17 protein-coding genes and 1 tRNA gene are annotated in these 24,947 nt (G+C 32.4%); 4 read left to right on the forward strand and 14 right to left on the reverse strand.

The annotated features are described in order from the left end of the window. Positions 1 to 85 precede the first annotated feature (85 nt). The 8 genes from ACIQ16_RS00205 to rimP form a co-directional block, all read right to left on the reverse strand. On the reverse strand, positions 86 to 448 hold the full coding sequence (locus tag ACIQ16_RS00205) for a WG repeat-containing protein (RefSeq protein WP_396148002.1): 363 nt from the start codon (positions 446 to 448) through the stop codon (positions 86 to 88). Between the two features lie 10 nt (positions 449 to 458). Further along, positions 459 to 875, reverse strand: a complete 417-nt coding sequence (locus ACIQ16_RS00210) for an acyl-CoA thioesterase (RefSeq protein WP_396148003.1) — start codon at positions 873 to 875, stop codon at positions 459 to 461. 23 nt (positions 876 to 898) lie between these two features. Then, a complete protein-coding gene (locus ACIQ16_RS00215) occupies positions 899 to 2,476 on the reverse strand; it encodes an AMP-binding protein (RefSeq protein WP_396148004.1) in 1,578 nt (525 codons plus the stop codon). A gap of 76 nt (positions 2,477 to 2,552) precedes the next feature. After that, positions 2,553 to 4,889 carry a bifunctional salicylyl-CoA 5-hydroxylase/oxidoreductase gene (locus ACIQ16_RS00220; RefSeq protein WP_396148005.1) on the reverse strand — a complete coding sequence of 779 codons (2,337 nt, stop codon included), beginning with the start codon at positions 4,887 to 4,889 and terminating at the stop codon, positions 2,553 to 2,555. A gap of 40 nt (positions 4,890 to 4,929) precedes the next feature. Next, positions 4,930 to 5,532 (reverse strand): flavin reductase family protein, encoded by a 603-nt coding sequence (locus ACIQ16_RS00225; RefSeq protein ID WP_396148006.1) that lies wholly within the window; start codon positions 5,530 to 5,532, stop codon positions 4,930 to 4,932. A 191-nt stretch (positions 5,533 to 5,723) separates the two neighbouring features. Continuing rightward, entirely contained in the window at positions 5,724 to 8,549 is a 2,826-nt protein-coding gene (infB, locus tag ACIQ16_RS00230; protein WP_396148007.1) for a translation initiation factor IF-2, read from the reverse strand. Positions 8,550 to 8,602: 53 nt separating this feature from the next. Next, positions 8,603 to 9,844 (reverse strand): transcription termination factor NusA, encoded by a 1,242-nt coding sequence (gene nusA / locus ACIQ16_RS00235; protein WP_396148008.1) that lies wholly within the window; start codon positions 9,842 to 9,844, stop codon positions 8,603 to 8,605. A 14-nt stretch (positions 9,845 to 9,858) separates the two neighbouring features. Beyond that, the gene (rimP, locus tag ACIQ16_RS00240) at positions 9,859 to 10,326 is read right to left on the reverse strand and encodes a ribosome assembly cofactor RimP (protein WP_396148009.1); all 468 of its coding nucleotides are present in this window, start codon (positions 10,324 to 10,326) and stop codon (positions 9,859 to 9,861) included. 180 nt (positions 10,327 to 10,506) lie between these two features. On the opposite strand from rimP, the gene ACIQ16_RS00245 reads away from it, so the two are divergent. Beyond that, on the forward strand, positions 10,507 to 11,331 hold the full coding sequence (locus tag ACIQ16_RS00245) for a universal stress protein (protein WP_396148010.1): 825 nt from the start codon (positions 10,507 to 10,509) through the stop codon (positions 11,329 to 11,331). Between the two features lie 55 nt (positions 11,332 to 11,386). Here ACIQ16_RS00245 and ACIQ16_RS00250 read toward each other — a convergent pair. Next, positions 11,387 to 11,457: transfer RNA gene (locus ACIQ16_RS00250), tRNA-Gln, on the reverse strand. A 140-nt stretch (positions 11,458 to 11,597) separates the two neighbouring features. On the opposite strand from ACIQ16_RS00250, the gene ACIQ16_RS00255 reads away from it, so the two are divergent. Beyond that, a complete protein-coding gene (locus ACIQ16_RS00255) occupies positions 11,598 to 14,825 on the forward strand; it encodes a protein O-mannosyl-transferase family (RefSeq protein WP_396148011.1) in 3,228 nt (1,075 codons plus the stop codon). Positions 14,826 to 14,862: 37 nt separating this feature from the next. After that, positions 14,863 to 15,492, forward strand: coding sequence for a polysaccharide deacetylase family protein (locus ACIQ16_RS00260; protein WP_396148012.1), 630 nt, complete (start codon positions 14,863 to 14,865; stop codon positions 15,490 to 15,492). On the opposite strand, the gene ACIQ16_RS00265 is transcribed toward ACIQ16_RS00260, so the two are convergent. Together ACIQ16_RS00265 and ACIQ16_RS00270 are read right to left on the reverse strand one after the other, a co-directional pair. Further along, positions 15,489 to 15,785 (reverse strand): co-chaperone YbbN, encoded by a 297-nt coding sequence (locus tag ACIQ16_RS00265; protein ID WP_091312869.1) that lies wholly within the window; start codon positions 15,783 to 15,785, stop codon positions 15,489 to 15,491. The two genes, ACIQ16_RS00260 and ACIQ16_RS00265, sit on opposite strands and share 4 nt — an antisense overlap. Positions 15,786 to 15,859: 74 nt before the next feature. Beyond that, positions 15,860 to 17,089, reverse strand: a complete 1,230-nt coding sequence (locus ACIQ16_RS00270) for a metallophosphoesterase (RefSeq protein ID WP_396148013.1) — start codon at positions 17,087 to 17,089, stop codon at positions 15,860 to 15,862. A 125-nt stretch (positions 17,090 to 17,214) separates the two neighbouring features. Between ACIQ16_RS00270 and polA the strand changes: the two genes are divergently transcribed. Beyond that, complete coding sequence (gene polA / locus ACIQ16_RS00275) at positions 17,215 to 20,049, forward strand: DNA polymerase I (RefSeq protein WP_396148014.1); 2,835 nt, start codon at positions 17,215 to 17,217, stop codon at positions 20,047 to 20,049. Positions 20,050 to 20,146: 97 nt separating this feature from the next. Here the strand turns inward: polA and ACIQ16_RS00280 are convergent, their stop codons facing one another. From ACIQ16_RS00280 to ACIQ16_RS00290, 3 genes are read right to left on the reverse strand one after another with little or no spacing between them, the layout of a single operon-like run. Beyond that, complete coding sequence (locus tag ACIQ16_RS00280; RefSeq protein ID WP_396148015.1) at positions 20,147 to 21,532, reverse strand: DUF5689 domain-containing protein; 1,386 nt, start codon at positions 21,530 to 21,532, stop codon at positions 20,147 to 20,149. Positions 21,533 to 21,537: 5 nt separating this feature from the next. Next, complete coding sequence (locus ACIQ16_RS00285; RefSeq protein ID WP_396148016.1) at positions 21,538 to 22,155, reverse strand: choice-of-anchor J domain-containing protein; 618 nt, start codon at positions 22,153 to 22,155, stop codon at positions 21,538 to 21,540. Between the two features lie 11 nt (positions 22,156 to 22,166). Further along, positions 22,167 to 24,935 (reverse strand): carboxypeptidase-like regulatory domain-containing protein, encoded by a 2,769-nt coding sequence (locus ACIQ16_RS00290; RefSeq protein WP_396148017.1) that lies wholly within the window; start codon positions 24,933 to 24,935, stop codon positions 22,167 to 22,169. Positions 24,936 to 24,947 lie beyond the last annotated feature (12 nt).

The raw sequence follows: 24,947 nt of genomic DNA on the forward strand, positions 1-24,947 counted from the left end.
AAATTTATATAATTCCTTAAATCTGTGTTACTAGTTTTATAATTTATTTACGAATTGAAAGCAAGATTAAATCGTAATTAAAAATTTATTTTGAATTTATATAATAATTTAGCTTTTGAAACGCTTCTTCTTTCTTCCAATAAATCCCTTCAACAATTTCTTTTCCATTTTCATCGATATAACCGAAAGCACCCGCAACATTTTTAATCATTGCGTATTTTTTTCCATCTTTTTGAATTTCAAAATCATAAATTTTAGAGTAGATGGCTTGTACAACTTCTTTTCCGCTCTTATCTATAAATCCATACGTATTTGCAACTGTTTTAACTTTTGCCCAATCTTGATGATGAGCATCAAATTGATACACTTTTTCATAATTTGATGTTGAATTTTGAGCAAAACTGTTTATTGTCAAAAACAACACTAATGTAAATCCTATACTTTTCATAATTTGTAATTTATAGTTTATAATTTATAATTTTATTTTTCATTTCTTCTGTAAAAGGTTCGGCTTTGATGCCGTTTCTTTCTGGGTTGAAAGCTACATTTACTAAGGTAACTTCGCCTTCTAAAACTAAATTATTGCTTTCGTTTTCAAACTCAAATCCGCAAAGAATAGACGAGTTTTTTAACTCTTTTACCCAAAGTTTTTTAGTTAAGATTTCACCCAAACGTGCAGCATTTTTGAATTGTATTTTTAAATCAACTGTTGGAATACCATTGGTTTCGTGCATTTTTGAAAAAGGTCGGTCTAACGCTTCTTCAAACCAATCTTCAACTAAACCATTGAGCATTTCTAAAAATCTCGGATAGAAAACTATTCCGGCATAATCAATATGTTGAAAACGAACTTTTTCTTGTTTTATAAATTGCATATTTCTGTTATTTTAAACACTAATTATTTTAACTTAAATCGTTGAATTTTCCCTGTCTCAGTTTTTGGCAAACAATCCACAAAATGAATTACTCTAGGATATTTATAAGGTGCTGCCGTGTTTTTAAACCAATTTTGAATCTGAATTTTTAAAGCTTCATTTGCCATTTCTTGTTCTTTTAAAACTATGTGCGCACAAACCAACATCCCTCGTTCTTCATCGGGTAAACCCACAACGGCACATTCTAAAATAGCTTTATGTGTTAAAAGTACGGATTCTACTTCAATTGCTGCAATATTATATCCAGAAGAAATAATCATATCATCGCCACGTGCCACAAAATGAAAATACCCTTCTTCATCTTGTCGGAAAATATCGCCTGTGATGTTCCAGCCGTTTTCAACGTATTCGCGTTGTTTTTCTTCTCGATTCAAATATTTACAACCTGTAATTCCTCGAACCGCTAATCTTCCAGCTTCATTTATTGGTAATTCGTTCCCTAGTTGGTCAATAATTTTTGCTTCGTAACCCGTTATGGCTTTTCCAGTTGCGCCAGGTTTCATATTCTCTTCATTGGAAGAAATAAAAATATGTAGCATTTCGGTAGCGCCAATGCCATCAATAATTTTTAGCCCTGTGGCATCATACCAATCTTGCCAAACTTTTAACGGTAATGTTTCACCTGCCGAAACACATTTTCGTAAACTCGAAATATCGTAGTCTTGAATTTTAGTTGTAATAATTCGCCATGCGGTTGGTGCCGTGAAACAAATCGTGATTTTATACTCTTGAATGGCTTGTAACAACACATCTGGACTTGGTTTTTCGATTAAAAAAGTGGAAGCACCAAAGTACATCGGAAACAACACCAATCCACCTAAACCAAAAGTAAAACCAATGGGCGGACTTCCAATAAAAATATCATTTTCAGTAGGTTGTAATGAATAATTTGGAAATGCTTCGCAAATATTGAGAATATCTTTGTGATAATGTGCCGTCATTTTTGGCAAACCTGTGGTACCCGAAGTAAAACCAATTAGTGCCACATCCTCGGATTTTGCTGGATAATTGTCGAATGTTATTGGTTTAGATGCCATTAACTTTTCTAAATCGGAATTTCTGTAAAAACTTACTTTTTTTAGAAAATTTGATTGGACTAAATTCATTTCTTCAGCTAAATCGCTATCGCAAAAGGCGTGAGAAATTTCAGCACAATCTATAATGGTTGTTATTTCTTTAGCACGCAATAAGGGCATAGTGGCTACTACTATTCCTCCTGCTTTTAAAACTGCAAACCAACACGCGACCATCATTGGGTTATTAGCAGAACGAAGCAATACACGATTTCCAGATACTAATCCTAAATCTTCGACTAAAACATTCGCAATTTGATTGGCTTTTTCATACAAATCTTGATACGTCCAGGTTTCCTCAAAGGTTCGAATGCAAACAGCATTTCCTCGACCTTCTTTGATGTGAGAATCTAATAGTTTATCTACGCAATTCAGCATATCAATTTCGTATAAACCTTTTAAATAATTAGGATGTAAATTGATGCTTGGCAATAAGTTATTTGCGAAATTATCTTTGTACTGATTCATTTGAAAATTCCAATTTGAAAATTCCAAATTCCAAATTTGTGAATCTATTGGAATTTGGCTTTTGTTTTTTTGATATTTATAATTTATTACTCTTCGGTTTCAACGCTTTTTTCATACCTTCCAATTGTTTTCTTTCCGAGACTTTTAACGGATACAAATGTGAAACACCCATTTTATAGGGATTCGGAATGTCATTCGCTTGAAATTGTTCATACGCTTGTGCATTTCTAACGAAATTTGCATCCAATAATAAAGGTCTTCCAAGTGCTACTAAGTCAGCTCTTCCGTTTAAAATTATGGTATTAATTTGATCAATATCTTGAATATATCCAGCAGTTATTGTTGGAATATGAACCGTGTTTCGAACCGCATCTGAGAAAGGCGTTTGCCACATTCTTCCAGTTTGTGGTTTTTGGTTAGCAACTGTATTTCCTGTGGAAACATTAATGATATCCGCACCAGCCTTTTTGAAGGCTTCCGAAATCACCAAAACATCTTGTTCTGAAATTCCGTTTTCAGCCCAATCGGTTGCCGATATTCTAACAGAAATTGGTTTTTCAGTTGGAAATACTTCGCGAATGGCCGTAAAAACTTCCAATGGATATTTTAAACGATTTTCAACGCTTCCACCAAATTCATCTGAACGAATATTGGTTAATGGTGACAAAAAAGAGGCCAATAAAAAGCCGTGATGCGCTTGTAATTCAATCATATCAAAACCAGCTTCATTAGCATTTTTTGTAGCTTGAACAAATTGATTTTTAACCAATTGCATATCTGCTAAAGTCATTTCTTTCGGACAAGATGAATTTTCATTAAACGGAATAGCAGAAGCCGAAAGTAACTCCCATTTTTCACCCTGAAATTTGTCTTCCCAAGGAATTTTTGAACAGCCTTTTCTTCCTGAATGTCCTAATTGAATTCCGATTTTGGTTTGAGTATATTGGTGAATAAAATCAGTAATTCGTTTCCAAGCGTTTACTTGATTTTCGTTATAAATTCCAGCACATCCTTCAGTAATTCTTCCAGTATTAGAAACAGCGGTCATTTCGGTCAGAATTAATCCTAAACCGCCCACAGCTCTTGACGTATAATGCTGAAAATGCCAATCATTTACCAATCCGTTTTCAGCTAAATATTGCCCCATGGACGACATTACGATACGATTTTGCAAGGCTACATTTCTTAGTTTGAAAGTCGTAAATGCGGCACTTTTGACTTCGAGAGCCTCTGGCAACGCTTTTTGATTTGAACTGTTGGCTTCGAGTGCCTCAGCCAACAGTTCTTGATAAAATTCGTTTAAAACTTTATCAGTAAATGAACTATCTCTTAAACGTAAATTTTCGTATGTTACTTTTTTGGAACGCGTCATGCAGCCAAATGCAAATTGCTGAAACGAATGTTGCATATGACGATCCATATTTTCAAACCAATCTAATGAAACGATGGCGGCATACTGAATCATTTCAACCGTATTTCTTCGGGTTTTATCGTATTGAGCAAAAGCGGCTTGAACATTAGTTGGATGAGCAATTACGGCATCGGACAATCCAATAGCAGAATCCATAGCCAATTTTGTTCCTGAACCAATAGAATAATGGGCCGTAGCTTTGGCATCACCTAATAAAACAATGTTATTATGATACCAATTTTCATTCGTTACATGCGGAAACTGACGCCAATGTGATTTATTTGAAATTAAGGGATGACCGTCTAATTCTTCTGCGAATATTTCGGCAATTTTTGCCATCGTATCTGCTTCATTGGTAACTTCAAAACCATGTTTTTTCCAGGTTTCATCGCTACATTCAAAAATCCAAGTACTCATACCTTCTTCGTATTGATACGAATGTGCTACGATGGTTCCGTGAGGCGTACTTCTGAAAAAATAAGTAAAAGCATCTAACGGTTTTGTGGAACCTAACCATACAAATCGGTTTTTCTTTAACTCTATTTTTGTGCCAAATTCCTTTTGATATTTTGTGCGAATAGCACTTCCAATCCCATCTGTTGCCAGAATAATATCTGAATCTGCAAATTGCGATAGATCATCTACATTTTGTTCGAAATGCAAGTTTACACCTTCTTCTAAACAACGTTGTTGCAATAATTGCAAAAGGGTTTTTCTGGAACAACCACAAAAACCATTTCCTGCAATAGTTACGGATTCACCATCTCTCGCAATTATAATATCATCCCAGTAGGCAAATTTACTTCTAATTAATTCATACGATTTCATATCGCGTTTTAGAAATTCGCCTAAGGTTTCATCTGAAAACACAACTCCGAATCCAAAACTATCATGGGGCTTATTGCGTTCGTAAATATCGATTTGGCAATGCGGCATTGCTTTTTTGGTTAATATCGAAAAGTAAAGTCCGCCTGGACCACCACCTATAACTGTTATTTTCATATTTTAATGGATAATTAACAATGAATAATTGATAATTAAATTATCTTTTAATAGAGAATATTTCTCCTAATTTACTGTAATTGGAACCTGCTAATCGTGCGACAGGTTTGTATTTTTCTAAATCTATTTTATGATTTTCCATCAAAATTGAATCGTCAATATGCATCGTAATAATTTTTCCGATAATGATACACGCGCCACCATTTTGATGCTTTTCGATAAAATAATGATGCACCATTTCGCATTCAAATTGCACCAAGCTTTCTTTTACTCGTTTTGGTTTGATGTAAATGGATTCTATTGGAGTTACGTTTGTCAATTCAAATTCATTGACATCAGCGGCTACAGATTGAGAAGTAGTATTCATTTGTTCTACAACATCTTCCGTAACTAAATTGATTACAAATTGCTTGTTTGCTAAAATATTATTTAACGTGTCTTTATTTTTATTTCCCGTTCGAACCGTTGAAAACATAATATGAGGCGGGTCTTCGCTAACTACATTAAAAAACGAAAACGGCGCCAAATTATCAATTCCATTTTCATCGACAGTGGCTACCCAAGCGATAGGTCTTGGTATGACAGTTCCTGTCAATAATTTATATAAAGCCGAAGATTCGGTGTTTTGAATGTCGAATTGCATTTGAAGTATTTTAGTATCTTCAAAAATAAGTTAAAAAAAACAAATTATTATATTTTTTTACGTTTAATGTTTAAAGATTTTCTACTAATTATTGTTTTATTTTTCGTTTAAAAAAATGACTGAAAAAACTATCAACCAAAAAAAAACCCAATTCTAAAATGAGAATTGGGTTTTTATATTTTAAAGAAATTTTATTTTAATTTCTTTTTGATTTCAATTTCGTGGAAACTTTCTATAATATCGTATTCCTTAATATCATTGTAACCTTTAATTTGCATACCACAATCGTATCCTTTAGACACTTCTTTTACGTCGTCTTTGAAACGTTTTAAAGCCACTAATTCACCTGTGAAAATAACAACACCTTCTCTAATTAATCGGATTCTGTTGCTGCGGATTACTTTACCATCTGTAATCATACATCCAGCAATTGTCCCAACTTTTGAAACTTTAAACAATTCTCTAATTTCAGCAGTACCTGTAATTTCTTCTTTCAATTCTGGAGAAAGCATACCTTCCATTGCATCTTTTAAATCGTCGATTGCAGCGTAAATAATAGAATAATTACGAATATCAATTTCTTCTTTATCTGCTAAAGCTTTAGCATTTCCTGCAGGACGAACGTTAAATCCGATAATAATCGCATCAGAAGCAGAAGCTAATAATACGTCAGATTCTGTAATCGCTCCCACTCCTTTATGAATGATGTTAATTTGAATTTCTTCTGTAGATAATTTAGAGAATGAATCAGAAAGTGCTTCTACAGAACCATCCACGTCTCCTTTAAGGATAATGTTTAATTCTTTAAATTGTCCTAAAGCAATACGACGACCAATTTCAGAAAGTGTAATATGTTTCTGAGTACGAACCGATTGCTCACGAGCTAATTGTGCACGTTTAGTAGCAATTTGTTTTGCTTCTCTTTCGTCTTCATATACATTAAACTTGTCTCCGGCAGTTGGCGCTCCGTCTAAACCTAAAACAGATACTGGTGTTGAAGGTCCGGCAATTTTTACATTGTTACCTCTTTCATCAAACATGGCACGAATTTTACCATGATTTTTACCCGCTAACATGTAGTCTCCAATTTTTAAAGTTCCTGCTTGTACTAATATTGTAGAAACATAACCACGACCTTTGTCTAATTGTGCTTCTACTACAGTTCCTTGTGCTGGTTTATTTGGATTTGCTTTTAGTTCAAGAACCTCAGCTTCTAATAATACTTTTTCTAATAATTCAGGAATACCTTGTCCGAATTTTGCAGAAATATCATGAGATTGGTATTTTCCACCCCAATCTTCTACAAGTAAATTCATACCTGCTAATTGCTCTTTAATTTTCTCAGGATTCGCATTTGGTTTATCTACTTTATTGATTGCGAAAATCATTGGAACTCCTGCTGCTTGTGCGTGAGAAATTGCTTCTTTTGTTTGAGGCATTATGTCGTCGTCGGCCGCTACTACAATAATTGCAATATCGGTAACTTGAGCTCCACGAGCACGCATCGCTGTAAAGGCTTCGTGACCAGGTGTATCTAAGAAAGCGATTTTTTGACCACCATCTAAAGTTACTCCGTAGGCACCAATATGCTGTGTAATTCCTCCAGATTCTCCAGCAATAACGTTTGCTTTACGGATGTAATCTAATAACGATGTTTTACCATGATCAACGTGACCCATAACGGTAACAATTGGTGCTCTGAATTCTAATTCTTCTTCAGTATCTTCAATAATTACTGCATTTTCTTCAATGTCGGTTGTGATAAATTGCATTTCATAACCAAATTCATCTGCAACAATTGTTAATGTTTCAGCATCTAAACGTTGGTTCATGGTTACCATAATACCTAGTGACATGCATGTTCCAATCACTTTTGTAATAGGCACATCCATCATAGTAGCAATTTCACCAACCGTAACAAATTCTGTTACTTTAAGGATTTTGCTTTCTAAATCTTGTTGTGCTAAATCGTCATCAGTACGTTGACGGTGCGTATCTCTTTTATCTCTTCTATATTTTGCAGCTTTAGATTTATTACCTTTTCCTTGTAATCTTTCTAAAGTTTCTTTAATTTGATTTTTTACTTCTTCTTCCGTTGGCTCAACCTTTACCACTGGTGTTGATTTGTTAAAACCTGGTTTTTTGAAACCACCAGCACCTTGTCCGCCTTGATATGGTCTTTTTACAAAACCACCTTGACCGCCACCTTGCGTATTTCCAGCTGTACCACCTGTATTTGGTGTTCCTGGCTTAACAATTCTTTTTCGTTTATTTGCTGCTGAACCTGGAGCGCCTGGTGTTCCTGGCTTACTTGCCGCAGCACCTGGTGTTCCTGGTTTTTTAAATTCTTCTTTCTTTTTCTTAGGTTTATTAAATTGAGTTAAATCAATTGTTTGACCCGTGAAAGTAGCTCCTGAAAGTTTCGTGTATTGTGTATCTAATCGTACTTCAATTGGTGTGCCATCAGGATTAAATTCTTGAGGTTGAACTGAAGCTTCTTCTGATTTTGCTTTTGTTTTTTCAACAGATTTTTTTACCGTTTCTGCAGGTTTGTCTGAAGTTTTTTCTGCAACAACTGTTTTTTCTTCTTTTGAAACAACATTATTTTCTTTAGCAGCAACAGTTTTATAAGCTTTAGTTGCTTCTTGTTTTTTTGGATTTAAATCAATTTTTCCCAAAGAAACTGGAGCGGTAACAACTGCTTTTGCTTTTATTATTTCTTGTTTTTGTCTTTCTTCATCTGCAAGACGTTTTACTTCGAGTTCTTTTTCGATTTCACGTTTTAGTGCTTCTTTTTCTTTTTTCTTTTCTTCGCCAACTTCTTTCGAAGCTACTTTATTTCCTTTATCGGCCGAAAAAATATTGCACAAGACGTCGAATTCCAATTGAGAAACTTTTGCATTGGGACTGTGCTCAATGGTATGACCCTTTTCTTTTAAGGTGTCAACAGCTCTATCAAGTGAAATGTTGAATTCTTTTAAAACTTTACTTATTCGTATTACTCTTTCTTCAGACATATTTGTTTTTTGCTTAATTTTCTTTGTGATTGTGATGCTAAATTAATTGTTGATTAGCTATCTAATTCTTGTTTTAGGATATTGATAACATCTAAAATGGTTTCTTCTTCTAAATCTGTTCTTCTTACTAAATCTGCAACATCTTTATCGATAATACTTCTAGCGGTATCTAAACCAATTTTTTCGAATTCTTCAATAATCCATTCTTCAATTTCATCACTAAATTCTCTTAATTCCACATCGTCTTCTTCTTGAACAATTCCTTCGCGAATTACATCTAATTCGTATCCAGTTAATTGACTCGCTAATTTAATGTTTTGTCCGTTTCTTCCAATGGCTTTTGAAACTTCTTCAATTTTTAAGAAAACCTCTGCTTTTTTATTTTCTTCATCAATTTTTACTGTAGAAACTTTAGCTGGGCTAAGCGCTCTTGTAATAAATAATTGTGTGTTTTGTGTGTAATTAATTACATCTATATTTTCGTTTCCTAATTCACGAACAATTCCGTGAATACGAGATCCTTTCATACCTACACAAGCTCCAACTGGATCAATTCTATCGTCATAAGAATCAACGGCAACTTTTGCTTTTTCTCCAGGGATTCTAACTACTTTTTTAATTGTAATTAGTCCATCAAATACTTCAGGAATTTCTTGTTCGAATAATTTCTCTAAGAAACTTGGTGCTGTTCTTGACATTATAATTTGAGGTTTATTACCCTTAAGCTCAACACTTTCGATAATACCTCTTACATTTTCTCCTTTTTTAAAGAAATCGTTTGGAATTTGTTTTTCTTTTGGTAAGATAATTTCATTTCCATCGTCATCCATTAAAACTACCATTTTTGGTCGTACATGGTGTACTTCGGCAGTATAAATATCGCCAATTAAATCTTTAAATTGTTTGTAAAGATTGGTGTTATCGTGTTCATGAATTTTAGAAATCAAATTTTGGCGTAACGCTAAAATAGCTCTTCTACCTAAATCGATTAATTTCACTTCTTCAGATACTTCTTCTCCAATTTCAAAATCAGGTTCGATTTTTCTAGCTTCTGTTAATGTGATTTCTTCGTTTTCAAGATCTAAATCTTCATCAGCTACAACTACACGGTTTCTCCAAATTTCCATATCTCCTTTATCAGGGTTTATGATAATATCGAAATTGTCATCTGAACCATATTTCTTTTTCAACGCATTTCTAAACACATCTTCCAAAATAGCCATAAGGGTTACTCTGTCGATTAGTTTGTCGTCTTTAAATTCTGAAAATGAATCTATTAATGCAATATTCTCCATGGTATGCTTTATTTTTAAAATGATATTATTACTACTGCTTCTTTTATGTCTGAATAAGGAATTGTAATTGTTTTTTGAACGGTTACTTTTCCTTTACCTATTTCTTTTGGTTCTCTTGCACTCCAAGATAATGTAGCGGTTTGTTCATCTGCATCAGATAATGAAGCCTCAAAATCGCCTTGAGAAATGGTTTTTACTTTTACTGTTCTTCCTATATTTTTTTTATATTGTCTAACCATTTTTAATGGCGAAGACACTCCTGCCGAGGCAACTTCAATAGAATATTCTACTTCTTCTGCTTCTAAACCGCTATCTAAAAACTTATTTACATTGATACAATCTTGTAAATTCACACCAGAATCACCATCTAAGATAACAGAAATTTTGTTTGATTCTGAAAAATCTAAATCAATCAGAAACAATTGTGTGTTCTCCTCTAACGCTTTCTCAAGCAAGTCTTTTACTTTTTCTTTAAATGTCATCTTTATAAAAAGAGGCACGCAATGCGTGCCTCATTATTTGGTTGTTTACTAAATAACTTCGCAAATATACAACATTTTTTTTTAAATGTCCAAATATTTCATTTTTCCAAAAAAGCGAATCAAATCCATATTAAATCCGTAACTTTATAATATAATTAAACAATAATTAAATTTACACATATGAAAACAATTTTAGTACCTACCGATTTTTCAAAACATGCCGAAAATGCTTTACGAGTAGCGGCACAAATTGCCAAAAAAAACAATGGCGAAATAATATTATTGCACATGTTGGAATTATCAACTTCAGGAAATGATGCACTGAATACCTCTCATGAAATTCCTGAATTAATGTTTTTTAAAAATGCAGCCGTAGCCAAATTAGAAGAATTAGAAAACATAAGTTTTTTAGATGATATTAAAGTTTCGAGTATTGTACAGTTTAATATGGCTTTTGAAGGAATTATTGAAAATGGAAAAAAACATCAGGCTGATTTAGTAGTAATGGGCTCTCATGGGGCAAGTGGTTTCCACGAAATGTTTGTGGGTTCAAATGCCGAAAAAGTGGTAAGAAATTCAGAAATTCCAGTATTAGTGATTAAAAAAGAAGATGCGGATTTTAAAGTTGACACACTTACATTTGCTTCTAATTTTTCGGATGAAATTAAAAAACCTTTTGAAAAAGTAGTTGATTTTGCGAACTATTTCGGAGCTCATATTAATTTACTTTATGTAATTACACCAAATAATTTTAACACAACAAGAGCTGCAGAAGAAAAAGTTAGAAACTTTATTGAAGAATTTCACTTTTCTGATTATTCTACTCACATTTATAATGACATTAACGTAGAAAAAGGGATTTTACATTTTGCAAAAGATTCAAATTCTGATGTTATTGCCGTTTGTACGCACGGAAGAAAAGGAATCTCTCACTTTTTAAATGGAAGTATTTCTGAAGACTTAGTAAACCACGCTAAAAGACCTGTTATTGCTTTTAAAATATAAGTGATTTAAAAGTAATACAAATAAAAAATCCCGCTTTTCCAAGTGGGATTTTCTGTTGGTTCACAAGGACTCGAACCTTGAATGACTGCACCAAAAACAGTAGTGTTACCATTACACCATGAACCAATTATTTTGTAATTGCGAGTGCAAATGTAATATATATTTTATTCTCTGCAAATAATTTTTAAATAATTTTTAAGAAAAAATTAATTGGTAATCTCTTCAATAAATGGTTTCTTTGTAATCTAAATTAATTTAGTAAATATATGATTTCATTTAACTACAGCAAATGGAACACCTACATAGGTTGGTTTGCTTTTATAGTTGCATTAGTTACCTACACTCTAACCGTAGAACCAACAATGAGTTTTTGGGATTGTGGTGAATATATTGCCACCGCAGCTAAACTTGAAGTGGGGCATCCGCCAGGGGCGCCATTATATCAAATGATAGGTGCGTTTTTTGCTATGTTTGCCACAGATAATAGTCAGATTGCATTAATGGTAAATATGGTATCGGTATTTTCAAGTGCTTTTACTATTTTATTTATGTTTTGGTCGGCATCTAAAATTATACGAAAAATTGTTATCGCTACCTCTGAATGGAATAATGAAACTTCAAAACTTACACTTGGCGCATCATTAATTGCTGCCTTATCCTATACATTTACAGATAGTTTTTGGTTTAATGCAGTAGAAGCTGAAGTATATTCAATGGCTTCATTATTTATTGCTTTATTATTTTGGTTGGGTCTAAAATGGGAAGAAGAACTGGAAACAGAAAGAGGAAATAAATGGGTTATCTTAATTTCATTGGTTATTGGGCTTTCCTTTGGGGTTCACTTCTTGGCCTTATTAGCTTTACCATCAATTGGAATGTTATATTTTTTCAAAACCCAAAAAAACATTACAGTTAAGAACTTTATTATTGCCAATGTAGTGATATTAGCTATATTGATGTTTATCTTTAAATTCTTACTGCCTTATACGTTATCGTTTTTTGCAAAAACAGAAATTTTTGCTGTAAACTCCATGGGATTGCCTTTTAATTCTGGAACTATTATTGCCTTTTTACTAATTGTAGCTGGTTTTTATTTTGGTTTAACATATACTAAGAAAAAAGAATTAGTAAAGTTTAATACACTATTATTAAGTATACTATTTATTTTAATTGGATTTTCAACATGGATAATGCTTCCCGTAAGAGCCAATTCAAATATTAACATTAACGAGAACAAACCAAGTGATGCTGCTGAAGTTTTAGCGTATTACAATAGAGAACAATACGGGGAAACTAAGTTATTTTATGGGCCTCAGTATTCTAATACTTATGCTGGGGCTGATGAAGAGAATCCGTATTCTGATGATAAACCAAATTACGAAAGAGACGAAAAAACAGGAAAATATATTATTACCAATAATTATATAAATGGAAAACACAATCCAAACTCTAAACACAATGCGTTTTTACCAAGACTTTGGAGTGAGGAACACGCCAAAAACTACATGACTTTTACAAAGCCATTAGAATTTAGTGTAAACCATGAAGCCTTTTATGATGAAGAAACTGGAGAAACGGATGAAGATAAATTAGGACAATTTACCGAAATTGTTTCTGATTTTAGAAGTCAATTTGCATCTAACAAACTTGGATTAGACGAATACGAAGAATTTCTTAAAACCTATGGCGATTATTTAACTATTGAAAAACCATCGTTTTCAGACAATATGAAATTTATGTTTGAGTACCAATTTGGCTATATGTATTTCCGATATTTAATGTGGAATTTCGTTGGAAGACAAAATGATTTACAAGGAAATTATGAAAGTTTAGAAGGAAATTGGTTAAGCGGAATCAGCTTTATTGATAATATACATTTAGACAACCAAAGTGAATTAACTACCGATATGAAAAACAATAAAGGTAGAAATACATATTTCTTTTTACCTTTTATTTTAGCCGTTATCGGAATGGTTTATCATGCACAAAAAGAATGGAAATCGTTTTATGTTTTACTACTCTTGTTTTTATTCACTGGTTTAGTTTTGAAAATCTACTTAAACGAAAGACCTTTCGAACCAAGAGAAAGAGATTATGCTTTAGTAGGTTCGTTTTATATTTTCGCAATGTGGATTGGCGTTGGAATTTATGCCATTTATCAATATATTTTAAAATATGTGTCGCCTAAAGTAGCGCTTCCAGCCGTATTGGCCACTACTTTATTAGCTTCACCAGTACTATTGGCATCAGAAAACTGGGATGACCATAATAGAAGTGGAAAATACACCGCTGTAGCGATGGCAAAAGCCTATTTAGATTCTTGCGAACCCAATGCTATATTGTTTACAATTGGCGACAATGACACCTTTCCAATGTGGTATTTGCAAGAAATTGAAGGATACAGAACAGATGTTAGAATTGTAAACACAAGTTTGTTAGCAACCGATTGGTATATTGATGAGATGAAAATCAAATCAAATAAATCAGAAGCTTTACCTATTTCTTTTACTCACAATCAATATGTGGGCGATAAAAGAAATTACTGTTTATTTGACGAAAGAACAACTGACACGTTAGATTTAGGTTTAACTTTAGATTTCTTAAAAGACGATCGTTCTAAAAGAGAAATGAAAAATGGTCAATTTGTACATTTTTATCCGAGCGAACATTTAAAAGTTAAAATTGACAAGCAAAACATAATCAAAAATAAAGTTGTAGATAAAAAATATTACGATTCTATTGTGCCACAAATTAATTTAAAATTAAAAGGCGGTGCAATTTATAAAAACAGAATTTTAATGTTAGATATTTTTAATGCCAACAACTGGAAACGACCTATCTATTTCTCTCCAGGAAGTTTTGGGGCAGACGACTATATTTGGATGAAAGAATACCTTCAGTTAGATGGTATGGTATATAAATTAGTCCCTGTAAGAACCAAACTAAAAGAAGGAAATTCTTACGATATGGGTTATATTGATACTGAAAAAACCTTCAAAATCATCAACCAATGGACTTGGGGTAACGCTGGAAGCGATAAAATTTATCACGACCCAGAAACGCGCAAAAATGCATTATCTTACAGAAACAATCTTTCTCGTTTAATGACCGCATTAATTGAAGAAAAGAAATTTGATAAAGCCGAAAAAGTAATTCAAATAGCTATGAAAAATATGCCAATTGATTACTTTGAATATTATACTACTGTAGAACCATTTGCTGAAGGATATTATAAAATTGGTAAAAAAGAAGAAGCAAGAAAAATCTTAAATCAACTGATTAAAAAATATCAAGAAAAAATAACTTTCTTTCATTCGCAATCAGAAAAACAGAAAGCCTTTTATCGAATGGAAATTTATAGAGAAATTGAAATTTATCGTTCGCTATTGTTATTAGCTCAGGAAAATGGAGATATAGAGTTTTACAATTTACAACGCGTGAAATTCAACAACTTCAATAATATGATGGGCGATTATAAAAGAGAAATTGAATAAACAAATACACAAGCCATTCGTTTGAATGGCTTTTTTTATGATAAAAGTTCCTAAAATAATAAAGCTGTTATTTTTCAATCAGGTTTGGGATATTCCAAATTCTGAAAATACTATTTATTTAACTTTTGATGATGGTCCTACTCCAGAAATCACAGAAAGGGTTTTAGAAATTTTAGACAAACATCAAATCAAAGCCACCTTTTTTTGCATTGGTGACAACGTAAGAAAACATCCAGAAATCGTACAGAAAATTCTTTCTAAACAGCATTCTGTAGGAAATCATACCTATAGTCATTTAAAAGGATGGAGAACTCCTACAAAAACATACATTAACAACACAGAAGCTTGTAGAATGAAACTAAATTCACAATTTACCATTCAAAATTCACAAATTTTCAGACCTCCTTATGGAAAAATCACACCTTGGCAATCCTTCAAACTGAGAAAATTAGGTTACAAAATAATTATGTGGGACGTATTGAGCAAAGATTATGATGCAAGTATTTCTGTAGAAAAATGTTATGAAAATGTATTAAAAAATGTTTCTTCTGGAAGTATTATTGTATTTCACGATAGCAATAAGGCAAAAGAAAATATTCTCAATAGCTTAGAAAAAACCATTGAAACATTAAAAAGTAAAGGATTTAAATTTGAAAAAATCGCCTAAGCTTGTTCTTGAATAAGAGAAATTAAAGTATTGGCATCAAATTCACCGCTTTGTCTCCAAACCATTTGACCATCTTTGTAAATCATAAAAGTTGGTAGACCTTTAATACGAAGTGCTTCCGCTAATTCTTTATTTTTATCTACATCAATTTTAATCACTTTTGCTTTGTCGCCTAAAGCAGCTGCAACGTGACGAATTGTTTCATTCATAGTAATAGATTGTTCGTGCCATTCCGTAAAAAAATCAATTAATACTGGCACTTGTGCATCTATAAGTTCTCCAAATTTCGACATAGACCGAATTGTTTATTAAACAAATGTATATATTTTTTTAATATATCAAACAAAAAACCACATTTTTTAAGCAATTACGCCTCTTTTTTGGATTTTTTTAACTCAATTACGGTAATTTCGGGCATAATTCCTACTCTACCTGGATACGCGTGAAAGCCAAAACCCCGATTTACATAAATATATCTTCCGGCATTTTCATACAATCCTGCCCATTGTTTATATACATACTGTACAGGACTCCATTTGAACCAACCCGGAATTTCAATTCCAAATTGCAATCCGTGCGTATGACCTGACAAGGTTAAATGATAATGAGTATCGTGATTTTTTATTTCATTTTCCCAATGACTTGGATCGTGACTCATTACTATTTTAAAATCTTCTGGTTTAACATCTGATGTTGCCTTTTTTAAATCGCCTTTTTTACCAAAATGTACACCCCAATTTTCTACACCAACCAACACAATTTCAGAAGAACCTTTTTTCAACTTTACATTTTCATTCATTAACAAAGTAAAATCTAATTTTTTATGAATGTTTTTTACATCTTCAAAATTTTGAATTTCTTCTTTTTCTGAATCCCAATCGAAATACTTCCCATAATCGTGGTTTCCTAAAATGGAAAATTTACCAAATTTAGGTTGATACAATCCTTTAAACGTATCAATCCACGGATCCATTTCTTTGGCGTGTGTATTTACGATATCACCTGTGAACAATAATAAATCGGAATTTTGTTGATTAATTAAATCTACAGCGTATTTAATTTTATCGGTATCTTCATCAAAACTACCGCTATGAATATCTGAAATTTGAGTAATTGTCATCCCGTCAAATTCTTCAGGTAAATCGTCGAAAAAGATTTGTTGTCGCAGTACTTTAAAATTATATTTTCCAATAGTCATTCCGTAAAGTAAAGAAGCAAAAGGAATTGTCGCAATTCCTAAAGCAATCTGACTCACAAAACGTCTTCTTGGACTAAAAAATTGTTCTCTGTTTTCATCAACAAAACTCATAATAGAAGCTTCCACCAAGCGTGAAACATCCTCAATAAATAAAATTAAGAAAAGTAATATTTTAGGAACATAAATAAGTAATGTCATCCCAATAACAAGCAAACTTGATTTATTTTGACCTTTCCCTCTATCGAAATTCATAAATGAATAGACGATAAAAAGCATTAAAACGATTGAAATCACTAAATAAATTAATAAAACCCATTTGTTTTTGGTAATCGTTTTAATTGCTTGAAATGAATAAAATTCGACAATTAATAATATTAGAAGCGGTAGTAAACCTTTCATATTTTTTTATTTTTTACAAATTAACTAACAAGTTCACAATTAACATAAATATTTATTGAAATTTAACAAAGATTTTTTATTTAAAGTATTGTATTTTTACAAACGAATAGATAAAAAGACCATTTATGTCACAAAAACGCTTATTTCTTTTAGACGCTTATGCATTAATTTTTCGCGGGTATTATGCCTTTATAAAAAACCCAAGAATTAACTCAAAAGGTATGGATACTTCTGCCATTATGGGATTTATGAATGCCTTAATGGATGTCATTAAACGTGAGAAACCAGATCATTTAGCGGTTGCTTTTGATAAAGGCGGCAGTACGTTTCGTTTGGAAATGTTCGAACAATATAAAGCCAACCGAGATGCTACGCCAGAAGCTATAAAAATTGCGGTGCCTTATATTCAAGATTTATTGCGTGCTATGCATATTCCAATTATAGAAGTTGCTGGTTTTGAGGCAGATGATCTCATCGGAACGATTGCCAAACAAGCCGAAAAAGAAAATTACAAAGTTTTTATGGTTACGCCAGATAAGGATTTTGCCCAATTGGTTTCCGAAAATATTTTTATGTATCGTCCTGCCAGAATGGGAAATGACATTGAAATTTGGGGAATTCCAGAGGTACAAGCGAAATTTGAAATAGAACATCCATTGCAAGTAATAGATTATTTGGGAATGATGGGCGATGCCGTAGATAATATTCCAGGATTACCAGGTGTTGGAGAAAAAACAGCAAAGAAATTATTGGCCGAATTCGGTTCAATGGAGAATCTTTTAGAGAATACAGATAAATTAAAAGGCGCTTTAAAAGACAAAATTGAAGCCAACAAAGCACAAGGAATCTTATCTAAAAAATTAGCTACTATTTTATTAGATTGTCCTGTAACTTTTAACGAAAAAGATTACGAATTATCTTCGCCAGATGTAGAAAAAACAGATGCGTTATTTATGGAATTAGAATTCCGACAAATGAAAGCGCAATTCGATAAATTGTACAATCCGACGGCGAATACTGAAGTAACAAATTCTGAGATTCCCTTTTTAAAGAAAGCACCGGTTAAAAAAACTACAGATGAACAATATGATTTATTTGGTTTTTCAGATAGTGAAGATGCTACAGAAACACACTCATCGTATTATGCAACTTTAGAAAATACGGAACATTTCTATCAAAACGTACAAGGTGATTTACCAACAAGAATGTTCATTCAGAATGTATTGAATCAAACTTCGGTATGTTTTGATACGGAAACGACTGGTTTAGATGCGTTAAATTCCGAATTAGTAGGTTTGGCATTTTCTTGGGAAAAAGGAAAAGGATTTTATGTGCCATTTCCAGAAAACAGAGAAGAAGCTCAGGTTTTAATTGAAAAATTCAAGCCGTTTTTCGAAAATGAAAACATCGAAAAAGTTGGTCAAAATATTAAATACGATTTAAAAATTCTTTCTCAATACGGAATTGAAGTCAAAGGAAATTTATTCGATACGATGATTGCGCATTATTTGATTAATCCAGATATGCGTCATAATATGGATGTATTGAGTGAAACGTATTTAAAATATTCACCAAAATCTATTACAGAATTAATTGGGAAGAAAGGGAAAAATCAGGGCAATATGCGCGATATTCCTTTAGATGAAATTAAAGAATACGCTGTAGAAGATGCCGATGTAACGATTCAACTTAAAAATCATTTTTTACCTATTTTAGAAAAAGTGGGTACTAAAAAATTATATGATGAAATTGAAATTCCGTTAGTTCCTGTTTTAGCCGATATGGAAAAAGAAGGTATTAATTTGGATGTCGATTTTTTGAATAAAATGTCCGTTGAAATGACGGCTGAAAGTAAAGCTTTAGAACAAAGTATATATGAAACCGCTGGTGAAACCTTTAATTTAGCGTCTCCTAAACAATTAGGTGATGTTTTATTTGAAAAAATGAAAATTGGCGGAGCAAAACAGAAGAAAACAAAAACGGGTCAATATGCCACGGGTGAAGAAATATTAAGTTATTTAGCCCACGACAATCCGATTGTAAAAGACATTTTAGAATGGCGTCAAATGGTAAAATTACAAAGTACTTATATTGATGCATTACCGAATCAAGTGGATTCAAAAACAGGTCGTGTTCATACCGATTACATGCAAACCGTTGCCGCGACAGGTCGTTTGAGCTCTAATAATCCGAATTTACAGAATATCCCTATTCGTACCGAAAGAGGAAGACAAATTAGAAAAGCATTTATTGCCAGAGATGAAAATTACACCTTAGTTTCTGCCGATTATTCTCAAATTGAATTGCGAATTATAGCGGCTTTATGTGGTGAAGAAAATATGATTGCTGCGTTTAAAAACAACGAAGACATTCATAAAAGTACAGCGGCTAAAGTCTTTAATATTCCTTTAGAAGAAGTAACAAAAGAGCAAAGAAGTCACGCCAAAACCGTCAACTTTGGAATTGTGTATGGTGTTTCAGCTTTCGGATTGAGCAATCAAACCAATTTATCACGTAAAGAAAGTGCCGAGTTGATTGATGCGTATTACAAAACCTATCCGAAATTAAAATCATTTATTTCTGAACAAGTAGATTTTGCAAGAGAAAATGGTTATGTAGAAACCATTTCGGGCAGAAGACGTTATTTAAAAGATATAAATTCTGCAAACGCAATAGTTCGTGGTGGTGCAGAAAGAAACGCCGTAAACGCTCCGATTCAAGGTTCAGCTGCAGATATTATTAAAATCGCAATGATTAACATTCATAAAAAACTAAAATCGGAAAATTGGCAATCGAAAATGTTATTGCAAGTTCACGATGAATTAGTTTTTGATGTGCATAACAGCGAATTAGAAAAAATTCAACCGATGATAAAACACGAAATGGAAAATGCCTTTAAAATGATTGTTCCGTTAGAAGTGGAAATTGGTAGTGGTAAAAACTGGTTGGAAGCACATTAATAAGTTATTAAACCTGACAGGTTTCGAAAACCTATCAGGTTTAAACAAAAATGCCTTCTTAAAATTAAGAAGGCATTTTTTATTTGTATTATATAAATTAGTTTATAACAATATCATCAATTTGCATTGTAGTAGTTACACCACCACTACCATTTCCAATATATTCAAAAACTAAAAAGCCATTTCCAGTTAATGCGCTAGGTATTGCCCAATTTCCACTATCGGTAAAATTTGTAGGGTATCCTGAAGACAAACCAGCATCTATCGTAAAACTTGACGTAATATTTGTTAATGTCGCTGATGTAACATCTGAACCCGCTACATAATTTGTAGTATAATATACTTTTAAACAAGTTCCGTTTGCAAAACCTGCTTTGGTTTTAAATGAAACTGTTGAGGCACTCGTAAGATTAATAGGTACAAAAAACAAACTTCTATTAGCTTCTGCTGTTCCTCCAAAAGAGCTCATTTGAATGTATTTATTTCCACCAAACGTTTTCACTTGCCAATATCTAGTTCCAATTGCAGCATCATTGATATATTTTGGAAAAATTTGCTGATTTGTAGTGGTGTATGATGTAAAAGGTTCGTTTAAAGTAGCGTCATACGTTAATGATGTACCAACAATTGGCGGCGCTAAATCAATTACTAATCTAGGATTCGTTAACTTAATATCATTTTCCGTACGAACCATAAATTGGAAAGTACTCCCAAATTTGGTTAATACACCACGTATTTTTCCGCTTTTATTTGAAACTGGTTTTGATGAAAAGTTTGCAAATTCAGAAATTCTTACAATAATTTTATTTCCAAATTGATCTAAAATTTCATGATTTGTAGCACCACCTAAATTATTTAAAGTGGCATCAAAATATTTTTTCCCAATTGATGCATCAGTAAATTGCACATTATCCAATTCGATAAGTTTATTTAAATTAGCATTATTTAATGTAGCCAAAATAGTTAAATTATTTACCAAAGTATTTTCATTTACTTTTGTACAACCACGTTTAATAATTCCTTCATATTCAACACCAGAAATTCTTCCTACTTCATCATCCGTTAAAATAGCAGGTGTTCCATTATTGTATAAAGAACCTAAAACCATAGCGCCATTTTCTGTTACAAAATATCTGTCTTTTAAATTTACATATACTTTTCTACCTGGCTCATACTTATTGAATAAATTGTAAGCGTCTATTGGCATACTAAACCCTCTAGTGCCATCAACAGATACTAATGATATTGATTTATAAAAATTCCCTCCTTCATCACTTGAAGTTACAAATGCTTCAATAATGTCATTTGGAACATATTTTTGATATGTTGTTGTAGAGGTAGCTATTAAAGCCGGCACCGTTATAGTTGCAGTTAAATCACTACACTCACCAGATAAATTTGGTACGTCATAATTATCACTATTAATACAACTAAAAAGTGTTGAAAATAGTAATGTTGCTAATAATATGTGTATTTTTTTCATAACTCTTAATTTTTAGTGATCTTAACATTATCTAATTGGCATGTTGTAGTAACGCCTCCTGTTTTGCTTCCTGTATATTTAAAAGCAATTCTTACATTATTACTATTATATGCACTAATATCAATATTTCCGCTACTAACTACAACATCATTAGCGCTTGGAGTTGCAAAAGTTAAAGGTGTCCATGTAGCTGTTGAAATCCCAGCAGTACTACCATCATAATTTGTTGAAATAAAAGCGGTCATTGGATATCCATTTGAAAATCTTGTTTTCGTAGTAAAAGAAAGAATTTCACCAGTAGTACTAGTTAAATCGATAGCTGGAGTAATTAACCATGCCACATCGTTAGTTCCTGCCGCAGAATAGAACGAAGAAAATTCAGCATAATTATCACCCGTGAAAACTCTTGCGTGCCATAAACGAGTTGAAGTCGCATTATGATTTACCCATCCTGTTAAAGTAATTGGCACTTCAACAGCACCACTTCCTGTTGTAGAAGTTGAAAAACCTTCATTGAATGCGTATTTAAAAACTGTCGGAATATCTGTTTCAGCTACATCACAACTTACAAAAGATACAGCAGTAATAATTGCAAACGTAATTTTTAAAAATATATTTTTCATTTTCAATTTATTTAGAAGTTAACGTATAAGTTAATAAAATAAGTTCTTCCGAATCCATAAAAATATTTAGGACCGAAAGCTGGTGTACCATTGGCATTATCAGCTTGTAGATCTGGGAAAGTTGCTTTTCTAGACTGTTCAAAACCACCCGTTTTATAGGTTGTATTTAGCGCATTATTAATTGAAGCGAAGAAACCAATTGTAGTAGTATCAATTCTCCAAGATTTACCACCCGTAAGATTTAATAAATTAAAGTTAGCAAATTTTTCTTGTTTTAATGCTTTTCTAACTGTTTCTTCATTAGCTCCCGAATAATTATCTCCAGTAGCTCCGTCTATACTAAAATTATCTGTTCTTGTTATATTTGAAATGTCTAAATACGAATCAGCTAAGTAATTAATATTTGCACCAACCCACCAGAAATTTGGATCTCTATATTCTAACCCTAAAGAAGCTGCTGTTTGTGGCATACCTGGTAATCTGTAATTTTTTAAATACGCTTTTCCAAAATCTACAACTGGTTGTGTATTGGTTAAAGTTGCTTGTGCATCGTCATTAATTTTTAAGTTTGGATTGTTTCCATATAGATATTGACCATATGATGCGGCAACCGTACCTTTAATTGTAGAAGTAAATTGATATTCTAAACCAATTTCAGCACCAAAATTTCTCTTTTCAATTCCTGTTAAAAGTTCAGAAATAAACGAATCTTGATCGTTTCCATCTACATCTTCTCCAATACCTTCAGCATAAAAGAATGAAATTTCTGTTGCATTTTGTACTCTTGAAGCAAATCCTGTTACACGTGCTTTAAACTTAGGCGTTCTTACTACATAAGAAGCATCTGCACTTGCAATTGTTTCGCTGTTTAATTCTGGAGTAATGTTATTATTAACACGAGCATTGGCAAAAGTATTTCTCATATTTGGTGCTTTTGTCATATACACCCCATTGAAATCTAATAAATGTTGCCCTGTAATTTTATATGTTAATCCACCTTTGAATCCAAAATTTTCAAAAATTTGTTTTGATCCTTTTCCAAAAGACGTGTTGGCATAAATTCCGTTTCTGTATAAACCTTCTCTTTGATATTGCGTTCTTGAGAAAGATTGTGCCAAGTAGAAATCTACTTTTTTATAGGTAAATTTAAATTGCGTAAATGCATCTGCAACAATAGCATTTAAATTATAATTGTATCCGTATTCGTCACCTACTTTAATTTGTCGGTTCGGATTATTAAGATTCGACTGTCCCATATCACCTGAAAAGAATGGGTCAATATCTTCAAAAAATTGTCCTCCTAATAAATCCAACATATTCTGGAAATTATGAGATTTTAATTTTTTAAAACTCGCACCAGCATTTAATTTTACGTTATCCGATAAATCTGAAAATAAAATGGAGTTAGCTGTAATCTGTTTGTCATCTGTTCTGTCTTCATACAACGCATATAAACTTTTTCCTGGAGTAACACTACTATTTAAGTTCGCGTAATACATATTATTCCAATTAATTTGACTATTATTTGTAAAATAACCTTGTGCTGCTACTGCACCTGCTGTATCACCTAAATTAGAAAAATAACTCGGTAAGTTTTTATAGTAGGTTGGATCGGGATTATTTGCTGTTTGAAAATCTAATCTACTATTTCCTATAGAACCCGTTTGATAAGCAACATTAGTATTTAATGTAGTTTTATCTGAAATCTTCCAATAATGACTTAACATCAAAATTGGTTCTTCGACATCTTTATCTCTAGAATTTCGTTTTTTACCGTCTTGCCATCCCCAAAATGAATTATATTTAATTCCCATTAAATTATTAACCTCAGCAGTATTTGGAGACGATTTTCCTCTTGTATTTTGAGCATAAATTGCTGTAAAATTTAAACTGTGTTTCTTATTAATTCTTTTTTCTACACTTGCAAAAAAGGAATTAGCTCCGTAATCTGTTCCTTCAAAATATGCTTCTTGCGCCCATCTTCTTGAACCAGAAATACTATATGCCCAACCATTATCCATTAAACCTGAATTATGAGTAACCATAGAACGCCAAGAATAATTCGTATTGGTTCCTGCCATAGAAATTCTTGTTCCTTTTCTGTATAAAGAAGCTCTTGTATTAATTTCTTGCGTTCCTAAAATACCTCCAAAAGTATAATCTGATGGTGCAGAACCTAATGTAAATTCTTGGATTCTTGTGGCGTCATTTAATCCGCCCCAGTTGCTCCATTGTGGTCTTCCATCATAGATTTTATTCATTGAAATACCATTAATCATAGTTACTCCATATTCATTATCTAAACCTCTCATTCGAAATCTAGCTAAACCCCAGTTAAATGCTGCGGCTTGCTGATAAGCATCTCTTGAAGATTGTAATAAACCTGCAGTACTTTCAGAACCACTGTTGTCATCACCTAAGTCGTTTTCAGTAATGGTTACTAAACTTAATTGCTGCTCTAATGTAATGTCTTCGTCCAAAAACAATAAACCAACATCTAAGGTTTGATTTGCCACCACTTCAATGGCAAAATTTTGGGTGTTATATCCTTCTACGGAAATTACTAAAATTTGGTTGCCTACTGAAATACCACTAATTTGAAATTCTCCAAAACTATTGGTCGTTACAAATTGTTCATTAGATTGAATCATTACTTTCACGCTACCCAAAGGGCTTTGCGATTTTGAATCAACTACCTTTCCTTTTACAGTTGATTGGTTTTGAGCCATTACAAAAACAGCCTGAAACAAAAACAAAAGACTTAATACAAGTTTTTTCATACTTAATTTTAA

Origin of the sequence: Flavobacterium sp. (genome assembly GCF_044360715.1) — a bacterium.
Classification (GTDB): Bacteria; Bacteroidota; Bacteroidia; order Flavobacteriales; family Flavobacteriaceae; genus Flavobacterium.